Here is a 13834-nt window from a genome sequence, read left to right as displayed (position 1 = left end):
GTTCGTGGCTGTTCGTCCAGAATGGCGTGGTGGGGTTCTTCGCGGGGTTGGACGAGCTGGTTCGCACGTCCGACGTGGTGGTCGACCGGCCGCGCGGGACGGCTCGTCCGCGGTACCAGGATGCCGTGTATCCGCTGGACTACGGGCATCTGGGCGATACCACCGGCGGCGACGGGGACGGCATCGACGTGTTCGTCGGCACGGCTACCGGTGCCGGGGTCACCGGCGTGCTGCTGACGGCCGACGTGCTGAAGCGCGACGCCGAGGTGAAGATCCTCCTCGATTGCACGCCGGCGGAAGCAGAGCTTGCGCGTGCCTTCCTCGTGGATCTCGGAATCGGTGGCCACCTCGTGAAACGGGTATCCGGTTCGCTTTGACGGAACGGCCTTCCGTACCCTTCTCGGCGTGAGTGAGCAGCCGAAGCAAAACCCCGTGACCAGCGAAGAGGACCTGCCCGAGCAGATGCGCGTGCGCCGGGAGAAGCGTGCGCGGCTGCTCGCTTCCGGCAAGGAGCCGTATCCCGTCGAAGTCGAGCGCACGCACACGCTGCGCGAGATTCGCGACGCGCATCCCGAACTCGAACCCGACACGCAGACCGGCCAGATGGTCGGAGTGACCGGGCGCGTGATGTTCATGCGCAACACCGGAAAGCTGTGCTTCGCGACGTTGCGCGAAGGCGACGGCACCGAACTGCAGGCGATGCTGAGCCTCGCCGGCGTGGGTGAAGAAGCGCTTTCCGAGTGGAAGACCGACGTCGACCTCGGCGACCACGTTTTCATCCACGGCGAGGTCATCAGCTCGCGCCGCGGCGAGCTTTCCGTGATGGCCGACTCGTGGCAGCTGACGTCGAAGTCGTTGCGCCCGTTGCCGGTCGCGCACAAGGAACTCGGCGAGGAAACTCGCATTCGCCAGCGATACGTCGACCTCATCCTGCGGCCGTTGGCGCGGGACACCGTTCGGACCCGTGCGAACGTTGTTCGTTCTCTGCGCGACTCGTTCCACCGGCGCGGATTCCTCGAAGTCGAGACGCCGATGTTGCAGACGCTGCAGGGTGGTGCGTCCGCGCGTCCGTTCATCACGCACTCGAACGCCCTTGACATCGACCTGTTCCTGCGCATCGCGCCGGAGCTGTACTTGAAGCGCTGCGTCGTCGGCGGCATCGAGAAGGTCTTCGAGATCAACCGCAACTTCCGCAACGAGGGCGTGGACTCGTCGCATTCGCCCGAGTTTTCGATGCTGGAGTACTACGAGGCCTACGCCACGTACGACACCAACGCGAAGCTGACGCGCGAGCTGATCCAGGAAGCCGCGGAAGCCGTGACGGGATCGCAGATCGTCACCTTGGCGGACGGCACCGAGTACGACCTGTCGGGTGAATGGACCACGATCAGCATCTACGAGTCGTTGTCCGAGGCGGTTGGTGAGGAAATCACCCCCGAGACGCCTGCCGAGGTGCTGCGCAAGCTCTGTGACCGGCACGAACTCGAGGTCAACCCCAAGTTCGGGCACGGCAAGCTGGTCGAGGAGCTGTGGGAGCACCTGGTGTGCGACTCGCTCTACCTGCCCACGTTCGTGCGCGACTACCCGGTCGAGACGTCGCCGCTGACCAGGCAGCACCGCAGCAAGCCGGGCGTCGCCGAAAAGTGGGATCTGTACGTGCGCGGTTTCGAACTGGGAACCGGTTACTCCGAACTGGTGGACCCGGTCATCGAGCGCGAACGCCTCGAAGCGCAGGCACGTCTTGGCGCGGCCGGCGACCACGAGGCGATGCCGATCGATGAGGACTTTCTGCGATCACTGGAGTACGGAATGCCACCGAGTGGTGGTGTCGGAATGGGTATCGATCGGCTGCTGATGGCCCTCACGGGTCTGGGTATCCGGGAGACCATCTTGTTCCCGCTCGTTCGCCCTGAATGAGTAACTTTCCGGATGTCGATAGGTGCAATGCGGCACCCGTGCGCTAACCTGCCTCGCAAGAGGCATTAGTTGGCGTGCGGGTGACCGCGCATTCGGGGTCCAGGAGGATACGCATGGCGCAGAAGGTCACGGTGACCCTCGTCGACGACCTGGACGGCTCCACTGCGGAGGAGACCGTCGAGTTCGGGCTGGACGGTGTCAGCTACACGATCGACCTTTCTTCGGGGAATGCGGGCAAACTTCGCGATGCCTTGGCCGACTTCGTGGGAAGTGCACGTCGTGCAGGCGGTCGCAAGCGCGTTGGCCCCGGTCGTCCGGCCGGTGTGAAGGCGCGCCCTGCATCGGCGGATCGTGAGCAGAACCAGGCCATTCGCGAGTGGGCCCGCAAGCAGGGCATGAAGGTGTCGGACCGGGGCCGCATCCCGGCCGAGGTGCTCGACGCCTACCACCAGCAGGGCTGAAATTCGGTAAATCACGAAGGGGTTCCGGGATGATTCCTGGAACCCCTTCGTGTTATTTGGGTGACTGATCAACTACGGGCTGGATCGACTCCGAATCCCTTCGCGAGGTCGTCGAGCATCGCGTGTGCACCCTGAAGGCTGACCGAAGAGACCCAAACGACATCGGAGACGTCCTGCTTCTGGCCTTTTAGTTGACTCCACAACGGGTTGGTCAAATATTGTTCCTTGATCCTCTCCGTTTCGCCCTTCGGGTCCGTCCAGGCGGAGACGAAGATCCGCTCGGCGTCGAGCGAGGAGATCTGCTCCTGGCTGAGGTCGACCGCGATCTTCTCCGAGGTCGGTTGCCCGGCGGGGCGGGCCAGGCCGGCGTCGGCGAACAGGACACCGCCGGGGAACGACTTCTCCGTGTACAGCCGCACGGTCTGCTCACCGCCGACGAACCGCGCCAGCGAGATCGACGGGTTGTGGCCGGCCTTGGCGCGGATGGCGTCGCCGACCTTCTTGGCGCGTGCCTCGTAGTCGGCGATCTTCTTGTTCGCCAGCTCCTCCTTGCCGAGCGCCTTGCCGAGCAGGCGGATGTTGTCCTTCCACGTCGGCCCGGTGGTCGTGCTGAACACCGTCGGCCCGATCTTGGACAGCTTGTCGTAGATCTGCTCGTGCCTGACCTTCGCGGACACGATCAGGTCCGGGCCGATGGTGGCGAGCTCCTCGAGGTTCGGGCTGGCCAGCTCACCGACCGCCTTGGCGTTCTTCGCGTACTTGGCCGCGTCCGCCGCCAGGTACTCGGGCAGGGAGTCGGTGCGGTAGCGGGTGTACGCGACGACCTCGGTCTCCAGCGCCAGCGCGGCGTCCACGTAGCTGGAGTCGAGCGCGGCGACCTTCACCGGCCGGTCCTTGATCTCGGTCCTGCCCATCGCGTGCTCGATCGTCACCGGCTTCCAGCCCTGGTCGGCTGGCGCACTCGGGCTCGTCGTAGCCGTCTGGCCACAGGCGGTGAGCGCGAGCAGCGCCACACTGATCAGAGCTGGTCTTCGCATCGGTGACTCCAGAAATTCGGTTAGGCTTACCTGGCTTTCGCCGAGCATATGTCGGGCATTTGGAGGGGTGGGCATTGGGCCGTAAGTCGTTGGTCGGCCTGCTCTTCCTGCTGATCGTGCTGGTCGCCGTGTGCCTGGCTAGCATCGCGATCGGCTCGAAGGAAATCCCGCTGTCCGGGGTGTGGCACGGCCTCTTCACGCCGACCGGGGTCGAGGACGACGTGGTGATCCGTGAACTCCGGATCCCGCGCACGCTGCTCGGCATCGTGGTGGGCGTCGCTCTCGGCGTGGGCGGCGCGCTGATGCAGGGTCACACGCGCAACCCGCTGGCCGACCCCGGCATCCTCGGCGTCACGCACGGCGCCGCGCTCGCCGTCGTGCTCTCGATCTTCCTGCTCGGCGTCTCGTCGCTGGTCGGCTACATCTGGTTCGCCTTCGCCGGCGCGATGATCGCGAGCGTGGTGGTGTTCCTGCTCGGCTCGGCGGGCAGGGGCGGTCCGTCGCCGGTGACGCTGGCGTTGGCCGGTGCCGCGGTCTCGGCCCTGATGCACGGCCTGGTGTCGGCGATCGTGCTGCTCGACCAGCAGTCGCTCAACGCGTTCCGGTTCTGGCAGGTCGGCGCCATCGCGGGCCGCGACCTCACGGTGCTGAACCAGGTGCTGCCGTTCCTCGTGGTAGGCCTCGTGATGGCGGCGCTCAACGCGCCCGGGCTCAACGCGTTGTCGCTGGGCGAGGACGTGGCCAAGTCGCTGGGCGTGCGCGTCGGGATGACGCGGACGCTGGGCATCGTCGCCATCACGCTGCTGGTGGGCGGGGCTGTCGCGGCGTGCGGGCCCATCGGGTTCATCGGTCTCGTCGTGCCGCACGTGGCACGCGCGTTCACGGGTCCGGACTACCGCTGGCTGCTGCCGTTCTCCGCGGTGGTCGGCGCGATCCTGATCCTGCTCGCCGACATCCTCGGCCGCGTGGTGGCCCGTCCGTCCGAAGTGGAGGTCGGCGTGATGCTGGCGCTGCTCGGCGCGCCGTTCTTCATCTTCCTGGTGCGCCGCAAGAAGCTGGTGAAGATTTGACCGCGCTGAGGCTGGGAGTCACATCGTTCAAACTGCGCCGCCGACCAATGGTGGTCGTGGCGGTCGCACTCGTGCTGCTGGCAGCCGTGCTGGTCGTCGACATCATGATCGGCGACTTCCCGCTGACCGCCGCGCAGGTGATCGACACACTGCTCGGCGGAGGGACCAGGCGCGACCAGTTCGTGGTGACGGAGCTGCGGCTGCCGCGAGCGTTGACCGGCCTGCTCGTGGGCGGCGCGCTCGGCCTGTCCGGCGCGATCTTCCAGGCGATCGTGCGCAACCCGCTGGCGTCGCCCGACATCCTGGGCGTGACGTGGGGCGCCGGCGTGGGCGCGGTCTCCGTGATCACCTTCGCCGGCTCGCTCGGCGTGGTGACCGGCGGCGCGGCGTCGATCGGGCTGCCGCTGGCCGGTCTGGCAGGCGGCCTGACCGCCGGGCTGCTGGTCTACGCGCTGGCGTGGCGGCAGGGCATCGAGGGCTTCCGGATGGTGCTGATCGGCATCGGCATCACCGCGGTCGCCGGCAACTTCACGCAGTACCTGCTGACCGTGGGCGACGTGCAGGACGCCGGCCGGGCGATGGTGTGGATCACCGGCTCGCTGAACGGACGAGGGTGGGAGCACGTCGTACCGGTCGCCCTCGCGCTGGTCGTGCTGGTTCCCGTGGCTCTGATCGGCGGGCACGTGCTCGGCGCCCTGCAGTTCGGCGACGAGACCTCGCGCGGGCTGGGCGTCCGGGTCAACGTGGCGCGGTCGTTCCTGATCATCGTGGCGATCGTGCTGGCGTCCGTGGCCACCGCCGCGGCCGGTCCCATCGCGTTCGTCGCGCTGGCCACGCCGCAGATCGCTTTGCGGCTCGCCGGAACCGCTCAGCCGCCGCTGTTCGGGTCTGTCCTGGTGGGCGGCGTGCTCGTCATGCTGTCGGATCTGGTGGCACGGACCATCTATCGCATCGAGCTGCCGGTCGGGGTGGTCACCGCGGTGCTCGGAGCGCCTTATCTGATGTACCTGCTGGTACGGAGTCGCCGGGAGGCGCGGGTATGAGTGTGCGTCTTGAGGCTTCGTCGCTGTGTGTCGGGTACGGGGAGCGGCTGGTCGTCGACACCCTGGACCTGTCGGTGGTCGGCGGGACCGTCACCGCGGTGATCGGGCCCAACGGGTGTGGCAAGTCGACGCTGCTGCGTGCTCTTGGGCGGTTGCTGCCTGCACGGTCGGGTGCGGTTCTGCTGGACGGCAAGCAGATCGACCGGATGCCCACTCGGGAGGTGGCTCGGGTGCTGGGGTTGTTGCCTCAGGCTCCGTCGGCACCTGAAGGGCTGACTGTGGCCGATCTGGTCGCTCGTGGGCGGCATCCGCATCAGTCCTGGTATCGGCAGTGGTCCTCGGATGACGAGGCTGCTGTTGATGCCGCGTTGGCGATGACCGGGATCTCGGACCTGGCTGAGCGGACCGTGGACGAGCTGTCCGGTGGGCAGCGGCAGCGGGCGTGGATCTCCATGGCGTTGGCGCAGGGCACGGATCTGTTGCTGCTGGACGAGCCGACCACGTACCTGGATCTTGCGCATCAGATCGACGTGTTGGACCTGGTGCAGGAGTTGCACTCCAGCATGGGGCGGACTGTCGTCATGGTGTTGCACGATTTGAACTTGGCTGCTCGGTATGCGGACAACATCGTTGCCATGCTGGATGGGCGGATCGTGGCTCAGGGGGCGCCTGGGGATGTGTTGACCGAGGCCGTGTTGCTGGATGTTTTCGGCTTGGATGCTCGGGTTGTCGAGGATCCGGTTTCTGGAACGCCGTTGGTTGTGCCGGTTGGGTCTCGGCATCGGGTGCTGTAGGGAGCCGCCTGCGGCGTTTCGCGTGGGGGCCTGAGCTCAAGGGGACCCCTGCGCGAGCCTGCTGTGCCCAGCCAGCCTGCGTCAGGAGCAGGTGCGGGGGCAGGCCGTGCAGGGCTCGGCCTCCGGGAGCACGTAGTGGAAGCAGCAGCTGTTGCGCTTGCGCTTCCAGCCCTCCGTGGTGAGGTGCAGGGTCGAAGCGGAGACGAAGGGGTCGAGCTTCTCCGGCAGGATCAGCGCCGCGTCGGTCACGCCGCCGTTCTCGTCACCGCAGACCCGGCCCGCTGCCCAGGCGCCGTACTCCAGCATGTCGGTCGCGGCTGCCCAGAGGGTGCGGCGGCCGAAGCGGACCACCTGGCCGAAGGAGGCCACGAACTGGGCTGCGTGGGCGGCATAGCGCGCTCGGAGCAGGGCGGCAAGGGCTGCCTCGTTGGCCACGACGGTGGCTGCCGGGTGGTTTGAGGCCGGGTCGTCCGGGAGGCAGGCGAACTCGTCGGAGAGGACGGAGATGCCGTCCGGGTGGGGGCGGCCGTCGGCGTTGGTGCGGAAGGCGATGTCGGAGGGCTTGAGCGTGGGGACGCGGCGGGCCGTGTGGAAGAGGAGGCCCGCGATGGTGCCCGGGATGTGCAGGTACCAGCCCATGATGTAGCCGGCGGTGGCTCGGTCGTCGGACTCGCCGTACTGCTCGGCCATCCATTCGGCCAGGTCCTTGCGCCACAGGTCGAAGCGCGCGGGTTCGGCCAGCAGGTCCGAGCAGATCGTCCAGGAAGTCGGAGGAATGCCGAACCGGATTTCGGAGTCGGTCTCCAGGCGGGCGATGGACTCGGCCAGTGGCGTGAGCGCACGCGGGTTCTGCTGTGAGACCCTCGCAGGTACGGTCAACGCGCAAGTCCTATCTCATCTGAATGAGGCTTGCCTAACCTTACCCAAGGTTGCCCTTGCTGCGCCTGTCCGAGTGGTCCCGATCACAGGAGTATCGCTCAACGGTTGGTTGTTCGCGCTGAGCGGACATCGCCCGATCTGTGGAATCCGTTGCTCCCGACCTGCGTTGATGCGGGTGTCAGGGTTGGCCGGACGCGACTGTCCGCTGACGGGAACCACAGGCCTCGGTACCGCCCACTACAGTGGAGCCACGGTGCCGCGCTCACCAGGGTAGATCGGTGGAGCCGAGGACCGCCGACGCAGCAGTCAGGGAGTGCGAATGTTCGAAAGGTTCACCGACCGCGCGAGGCGGGTGGTTGTCCTTGCCCAAGAAGAGGCACGGATGCTCAACCACAACTACATCGGCACCGAGCACATCCTCCTGGGTCTGATCCACGAGGGTGAAGGTGTCGCCGCCAAGGCGCTCGAGTCGTTGGGGATTGCGCTGGAGGGCGTCCGCCAGCAGGTCGAAGAGATCATCGGCCAGGGCCAGCAGGCTCCGAGTGGACACATCCCCTTCACCCCCCGTGCGAAGAAGGTCCTGGAGCTCTCGCTGCGCGAGGCGCTTCAGCTCGGCCACAACTACATCGGCACCGAGCACATCCTGCTCGGGCTCATCCGCGAGGGCGAGGGCGTTGCTGCGCAGGTCCTCGTGAAGCTGGGTGCCGACCTCAACAGGGTGCGGCAGCAGGTGCTGCAGCTGCTGTCCGGTTACTCGACGGAGAAGGGCGCGTCGGAGTCGACCGGTCGTGGTGAGGGCACGCCGTCCTCGTCCCTGGTCCTCGACCAGTTCGGGCGCAACCTCACGGCTTCGGCCCGTGAGGGCAAGCTCGACCCGGTGATCGGGCGCACCAAGGAGATCGAGCGGGTCATGCAGGTGCTGTCCCGCCGCACCAAGAACAACCCGGTCCTCATCGGCGAGCCCGGCGTCGGCAAGACCGCCGTCGTCGAGGGGCTGGCGCAGATGGTCGTCAAGGGCGAGGTGCCCGAGACGCTCAAGGACAAGCAGCTCTACACGCTCGACCTCGGTTCGCTGGTCGCGGGCTCCCGCTACCGCGGTGACTTCGAAGAGCGCCTGAAGAAGGTTCTCAAGGAGATCCGCACGCGCGGCGACATCATCCTGTTCATCGACGAGATCCACACGCTCGTCGGCGCGGGTGCGGCCGAGGGCGCGATCGACGCCGCGTCGATCCTGAAGCCGATGCTGGCTCGTGGTGAGCTGCAGACGATCGGTGCGACCACGCTCGACGAGTACCGCAAGCACGTCGAGAAGGACCCCGCGCTGGAGCGCCGCTTCCAGCCGATCCAGGTGGGCGAGCCGTCGCTCGAGCACACCATCGAGATCCTCAAGGGCCTGCGCGACCGGTACGAGGCGCACCACCGCGTCTCGATCACCGACTCCGCGCTGGTCGCCGCCGCCACGCTGGCCGACCGGTACATCAACGACCGGTTCCTGCCGGACAAGGCGATCGACCTCATCGACGAGGCGGGCGCTCGCATGCGCATCCGCCGGATGACCGCGCCGCCAGACCTGCGCGAGTTCGACGAGAAGATCGCGGACGTGCGTCGCGACAAGGAGTCCGCGATCGACGCGCAGGACTTCGAGCGCGCGGCCAAGCTGCGTGACGCGGAGAAGCAGCTCCTGGGCCAGAAGGCCGAGCGGGAGAAGCAGTGGAAGGACGGTGACCTGGACGTCGTCGCTGAGGTCGACGACGAGCAGATCGCCGAGGTCCTCGCCAACTGGACCGGCATCCCGGTGTTCAAGCTCACCGAGGAGGAGACCACGCGTCTGCTCCGCATGGAGGACGAGCTGCACAAGCGGATCATCGGCCAGGTCGACGCGGTCAAGGCCGTGTCGCAGGCGATCCGCCGCACCCGCGCCGGCCTGAAGGACCCGAAGCGCCCCTCCGGCTCGTTCATCTTCGCCGGCCCGTCCGGTGTCGGTAAGACCGAGCTCTCGAAGGCGCTGGCGAACTTCCTGTTCGGCGAGGACGACGCGCTCATCCAGATCGACATGGGCGAGTTCCACGACCGCTACACCGCGTCGCGGCTCTTCGGTGCCCCTCCCGGTTACGTCGGCTACGAAGAGGGCGGCCAGCTCACCGAGAAGGTGCGCCGCAAGCCGTTCTCCGTCGTGCTCTTCGACGAGATCGAGAAGGCCCACCAGGAGGTCTACAACACGCTGCTCCAGGTGCTGGAAGACGGCCGCCTGACCGACGGTCAGGGCCGGACGGTGGACTTCAAGAACACCGTCATCATCTTCACGTCGAACCTGGGCACGTCCGACATCAGCAAGGCAGTCGGCCTCGGCTTCACCTCGGGTCAGGACACCGCGTCCAACTACGAGCGCATGAAGAACAAGGTCAACGACGAGCTGAAGAAGCACTTCCGCCCCGAGTTCCTCAACCGCATCGACGACATCATCGTCTTCCACCAGCTGACTCAGGACGAGATCATCAAGATGGTGGACCTGATGATCGCCCGCGTCGAGACCCAGTTGAAGAACAAGGACATGGCCCTCGAGCTGACCGACAGGGCGAAGTCCCTGCTGGCCAAGCGCGGCTTCGACCCGGTGCTGGGCGCCCGCCCGCTGCGCCGCACGATCCAGCGCGAGATCGAGGACCAGCTGTCGGAGAAGATCCTGTTCGGCGAGATCCAGCCGGGCCAGATCATCATCACCGACGTCGAGGGCTGGGACGGCGTGTCCGACGAGCACGACAAGGCGCGCTTCGTCTTCCGCGGCGAGGCCAAGCCGAACCGCGTTCCGGACGCCCCGCCGGTCGACCTCGCCGCTCCCGCGGCCACCGAGCCGCAGGAGTCCCCGGCGAACGACGCCGAGTGATCTAGCCAGCTGAGAACGGCCCCCGGGCACTCCGCCCGGGGGCCGTTCTCGTCCGCGGACTCAACAATCTCCGCTCACGGCACCTCTAGAGGAAGACGACCGTCCCTTTCTCCGCCGGAGGGCACATGGAGATCCTGGCGAGCCTGCTGCAACCACACGTCATGGTCGTCATCGCCATCTCGGTCGTCATGGCCGCACTGCTCCCGCATCGGCGCGCCCGCGCACGCTCGGAGGCGCTCGCCAGCCGATCTCCGGCCATGGCCGAGCTCGCGAAGACGCTGGACGGCTCCCTGTCCGGCCAGGGTCAGGCCGGCGCGTGGTCACCCCGGCTGCAGCGCTCGAAGCCGGAAGCCGAGCTGTCGCTGGACTTCCGGCGCGGGCCGTGGCACGTCCGCGTGACCGAGGCGTGCAACCCGAAGCCGAGGTTCACCGAAGCGCTTCTGGAGTACGAGCACTGGATCGAGATCGCGACGATGCCGGTGCCGACGCGAAAGATGCGGCTGGAGTTCTTCCCGCTGTCCTTTGAGGACGGATTCGTTCACACCGTGTGTCAGGGGCAGGTGCGGCCCGACGAACTCGTCTTCCTGGTCGACACGATCCTGGAGACGCTCGACCTCATGCCCGGCGTGGAGCCGAGGGATCCCACAGCGGTCGTCTGACCGTCTCGTCTGTCACGCGGGTCACTCAGCCACATCGGTTCGTCCGTTTCGCCGCGAACCGGAAACACCTCCTGCCACTATGGCGCCGCTCGCGATCACTGCGAGCCAGCGAAGCCCTGGGGGGAGGTTCTTGTGCCGTCGGCAGCATTCGAACAGCTCGTCGCTCAGTTCGAGCAGTTCCAAGCTCGAATGCAGCGCGTTGACCAGCAGTTCGCCAACATCGGCGAGATGCAGCAGCAGCTGACCGAGATGGAAGCGGTCGCCACCTCGGCCGACCGCACCGTGACAGTCGTGGCTGGACCGTCCGGCACCATCAAGGACATCAGGCTGACCGACCACGCCATGCGCAGACCACCGCAAGCACTGGCCGCCGAGCTGATGTCGACGTTGCAGCAGGCCGTCGCCGAAGCCGCTCGCCGCCAGGCGGACATCGTCGAAGGTGTGATCGGCACGGACATGAAGCTGTCCGACCAGGTCCTGGAAACCCAGGCGCAGCTCTTCGGAATGTCCAAAGAGGAACTTCGCACCGTCAGGGCGGAAGAAGCCGCACCCGTCGCCCCCGCACCGCAACGTCCCCCGATGCCGCCGCCCATGCCTCAGGTCGGCCCCGTCAGGCCGCCCGCACCGCCGCGCAGGCCCGCGCCCCTGCCGCACGACGACTTCTCCGACCAGAACATCATGCGCGGCAACCCGTGGAACGAGAGGTCATCGCAGCCGCCTCCCGCCGCACCGCCCAAACAGGACGGGAAGTTCCTGAACCTCTACGACGACGAGGACGGCCGATGAGCGGGTTCAGCGTCAACCCGGACGAGCTCAGGGAGTTCGCGAGCAAGCTCGACGGCCACCACAGCTCGGCGAGCAGGATCGCCGAGCTGATCGCCATGGCCGATGTCGGCGACAAGTCCTGGGGTGTCGTCGGAATCTTCGTCAAGGACCAGTACACGCAGATGCTCGGTGACCTCAAGGAGACGATGCAGGCGATGCAGGACGGCCTGCGGTCCGGTTCGGACAAGTTCCGCGACACCGCGGAGGGTTATGCGCAGCAGGAAGAGGCGTTGAAGCAGCTCCTCAACGGCATCCAGGTTGAGCGGGGGTAGCGCGGTCGTGGCGGAAGAACCGTACGACGTTCCCGGCCTGACCGGCGAAGAGAACCAGGTCAAGATCGGCGAGAAGACCACGGCAGAGAAGGCGGTCGAGAACGCACCGTTCTACGGCAGCTTCAAGAAGGCCTTGGAGGCGGCGGGAAACACCGGAGAAGCGGGTGGCATCACAGCGCTGGCGTCCGAAGGCAGCGCGCTGATCAACTCGTTCAGCGAGGCAGGGCAGATCGCGTTCGATCCGATCGGCTGGCTGGTCAACCAGGGCCTGAGCTTCCTGATCAGCATCTGTGAGCCGCTGGAGGATGCGATCCACTTCGTCAGCGGCGACGGCCCGGCGCTCCAGCAGGCCGGTGAGAACTTCGGCAAGCTGGCCGCGGGTCTCACCAAGCTGCAGGAGGCGTTCAACAGCGACCTGCAGAGCTCGGTGCAGAGCTGGGGTGGCGAAACGGCGGACGCGGCAGCCACGAAGTTGGGTGAGTTCGCCAACGGCATCGACGGGGTGATCGGCCAGGCCGGTGAGCTGTCCGAGTTGCTGCTGACCTCTTCGATGATCATGCAGGTCATCGAGGACCTCCTCAAGGCGATCCTGACCGAGTTCATCATCTGGCTGGTCATGATCTGGATCCCCGCGCTCGCCGCCGCCGTCCCCAGCTTCGGGTCGTCGACCGCCGCAGCGGGAGCCCTGACCGGTGTGCGGGCCGCGACGACGGCGAGCCGGGTGTCGCGCATCATCGCCAGGCTCAAAGCGTTCCTGAGCAAGATCGTGCAGTTCCTGCGCAACCTGGTGACCAGGACCAAGAACGTGGGCACCGCGATGAAGAAGGCCATGGCGGACAAGAAGGCCAACGTCACGGTCGCGGACGATGCCGTGAAGAACCTCGGCAAGCGCGATCTGCACAAGGGCTGGGTTGACAAGATGAACAGCTCGAAGGGAATCGTCGGCGAACGGGTGAACCAGGGCTTCTGGCGTTCGATGGGTGAAGCCGTCGGCATAGAGGCGGCTGCGCAACTCGACGGACGTAACGAGAAGGGGCTGCGCAACACCTCGCTGCAGCAGCAGGCCAACGAGGCGCGCGATACCGGGACCGACTACTCGAAACAACAGATCAAGGGCTACCTGGACATCTGATGGACAACGTGAAAAAGGGTTTGCTGGACCTCCTGCTCAGCCCCACTTTCCTGGCCATGGTCGCCTTGGCGATCGTGTTCCTCATCGTGCGACGGTGGTTGAACTTCCGCACTCACCGGAGGACCCGGGCCGAGCAGGTCGCCGCGCTGACTCCACTGGCGGACAGCATCGGCGGGCAGGTGATCGCGCCAGGGGGCGATACCGCCGCGTGGTCGGCAGGTGTCCGCGGGCCGGTTGTCGAACACGTCGAAGGCTTTTTCGCGACGTTGCTCCGGCGGTCGAAACCGCGGTGGGACCTGGCACTGGACGTGCAGCGTGGCCAGTGGCACGTCCGGGTCACCGAGGCGTCGGTACGGGTGAGCAACCCCGCCGGCTACGGAGTGAAGTGGGTTCAGGAGCACCGGATCGAGGTGGCCACAGCGCGCATGGCCCCGATGCGGATCATCCGGCCGTCCAAGTACACGAGCAGCGGAAACCCGCTCACGCCTGAGCAGATCGAAAGACTGTGGACAGGCTTTGTGTCCAAGCCGCCGTCGACGGCGCAGAACGATCACGTCGAATGGCATCGAGTGCGGCTGGCGCCACCGATGGACCAGGAGTTCTTCGCCTACGGCAGCGATCCTGCCGCTGCGAGCAGGGAGCTGAACTTCGATGCGCTGCACTGGCTGCTGGACCGGGAGAACGATCTGCCGGTCGAGGCGAGTCGCTTGCGGCTGACGTTCGAGTCAGGGTTCGTGTACATCGTCCTGAGCGACCACATCGAACCGGATCAGTTGATGGGCGTGGTCGACACGATCTGCGGGCTCCTCGACCGCATGCCCGGTGCGCGGCCGAGGCACCCCGCAGCGGCGGTGTGAGCCAGCG

Annotated in this window: 14 protein-coding genes; 12 read left to right on the top strand and 2 right to left on the bottom strand. The window is 66.6% G+C overall.

Annotation, left to right across the window (positions count from 1 at the left end):
- Positions 1-29 precede the first annotated feature (29 nt).
- The 3 genes from ABFX45_RS39580 to ABFX45_RS39570 all read left to right on the top strand — a co-directional run bounded on the left by ABFX45_RS39580 (position 30) and on the right by ABFX45_RS39570 (position 2378).
- Entirely contained in the window at positions 30-377 is a 348-nt protein-coding gene (locus ABFX45_RS39580; RefSeq protein ID WP_346135911.1) for an inorganic pyrophosphatase, read from the top strand.
- An 85-nt stretch (positions 378-462) separates the two neighbouring features.
- On the top strand, positions 463-1917 hold the full coding sequence (gene lysS / locus ABFX45_RS39575; protein ID WP_109633057.1) for a lysine--tRNA ligase: 1455 nt from the start codon (positions 463-465) through the stop codon (positions 1915-1917).
- A gap of 113 nt (positions 1918-2030) precedes the next feature.
- Positions 2031-2378 carry a histone-like nucleoid-structuring protein Lsr2 gene (locus tag ABFX45_RS39570; protein ID WP_030471050.1) on the top strand — a complete coding sequence of 116 codons (348 nt, stop codon included), beginning with the start codon at positions 2031-2033 and terminating at the stop codon, positions 2376-2378.
- Between the two features lie 68 nt (positions 2379-2446).
- Here the strand turns inward: ABFX45_RS39570 and ABFX45_RS39565 are convergent, their stop codons facing one another.
- Positions 2447-3415: an ABC transporter substrate-binding protein gene (locus ABFX45_RS39565; protein WP_109631209.1), complete on the bottom strand. Its 969-nt coding sequence runs from the start codon at positions 3413-3415 to the stop codon at positions 2447-2449.
- 74 nt (positions 3416-3489) lie between these two features.
- Here ABFX45_RS39565 and ABFX45_RS39560 point away from each other — a divergent pair, with 74 nt between their 5' ends.
- From ABFX45_RS39560 to ABFX45_RS39550, 3 genes are read left to right on the top strand one after another with little or no spacing between them, the layout of a single operon-like run.
- Positions 3490-4485 carry a FecCD family ABC transporter permease gene (locus ABFX45_RS39560; RefSeq protein ID WP_233439161.1) on the top strand — a complete coding sequence of 332 codons (996 nt, stop codon included), beginning with the start codon at positions 3490-3492 and terminating at the stop codon, positions 4483-4485.
- 47 nt (positions 4486-4532) lie between these two features.
- Entirely contained in the window at positions 4533-5528 is a 996-nt protein-coding gene (locus ABFX45_RS39555; RefSeq protein WP_346135908.1) for a FecCD family ABC transporter permease, read from the top strand.
- Positions 5525-6322 carry an ABC transporter ATP-binding protein gene (locus ABFX45_RS39550; protein ID WP_109631219.1) on the top strand — a complete coding sequence of 266 codons (798 nt, stop codon included), beginning with the start codon at positions 5525-5527 and terminating at the stop codon, positions 6320-6322. The genes ABFX45_RS39555 and ABFX45_RS39550 overlap by 4 nt, the downstream gene beginning before the upstream one ends.
- Before the next feature lie 81 nt (positions 6323-6403).
- Here the strand turns inward: ABFX45_RS39550 and ABFX45_RS39545 are convergent, their stop codons facing one another.
- Entirely contained in the window at positions 6404-7201 is a 798-nt protein-coding gene (locus tag ABFX45_RS39545; RefSeq protein ID WP_233439162.1) for a (2Fe-2S)-binding protein, read from the bottom strand.
- 319 nt (positions 7202-7520) lie between these two features.
- Between ABFX45_RS39545 and ABFX45_RS39540 the strand changes: the two genes are divergently transcribed.
- The 6 genes from ABFX45_RS39540 (at position 7521) to ABFX45_RS39515 (ending at position 13827) form a co-directional block, all read left to right on the top strand.
- Positions 7521-10082, top strand: a complete 2562-nt coding sequence (locus ABFX45_RS39540; RefSeq protein WP_109631222.1) for an ATP-dependent Clp protease ATP-binding subunit — start codon at positions 7521-7523, stop codon at positions 10080-10082.
- Between the two features lie 125 nt (positions 10083-10207).
- Positions 10208-10741, top strand: coding sequence for a hypothetical protein (locus tag ABFX45_RS39535; protein WP_346135905.1), 534 nt, complete (start codon positions 10208-10210; stop codon positions 10739-10741).
- 132 nt (positions 10742-10873) lie between these two features.
- Positions 10874-11527 carry a YbaB/EbfC family nucleoid-associated protein gene (locus ABFX45_RS39530; RefSeq protein WP_428834282.1) on the top strand — a complete coding sequence of 218 codons (654 nt, stop codon included), beginning with the start codon at positions 10874-10876 and terminating at the stop codon, positions 11525-11527.
- On the top strand, positions 11524-11838 hold the full coding sequence (locus ABFX45_RS39525) for a WXG100 family type VII secretion target (RefSeq protein ID WP_109631228.1): 315 nt from the start codon (positions 11524-11526) through the stop codon (positions 11836-11838). The genes ABFX45_RS39530 and ABFX45_RS39525 overlap by 4 nt, the downstream gene beginning before the upstream one ends.
- A gap of 7 nt (positions 11839-11845) precedes the next feature.
- The gene (locus ABFX45_RS39520; RefSeq protein ID WP_346135902.1) at positions 11846-12970 is read left to right on the top strand and encodes a WXG100 family type VII secretion target; all 1125 of its coding nucleotides are present in this window, start codon (positions 11846-11848) and stop codon (positions 12968-12970) included.
- Positions 12970-13827, top strand: a complete 858-nt coding sequence (locus tag ABFX45_RS39515; RefSeq protein ID WP_112231097.1) for a hypothetical protein — start codon at positions 12970-12972, stop codon at positions 13825-13827. Before ABFX45_RS39520 ends, ABFX45_RS39515 begins: the two co-directional genes overlap by 1 nt.
- The last annotated feature ends 7 nt before the right edge of the window (positions 13828-13834 follow it).

This window comes from Lentzea roselyniae (assembly GCF_039537795.1).
Lineage (GTDB): Bacteria > Actinomycetota > Actinomycetes > Mycobacteriales > Pseudonocardiaceae > Lentzea > Lentzea atacamensis.
Note: the sequence above shows the minus strand (reverse complement) of the source record. Positions and strands in the feature narration are given on the sequence as shown.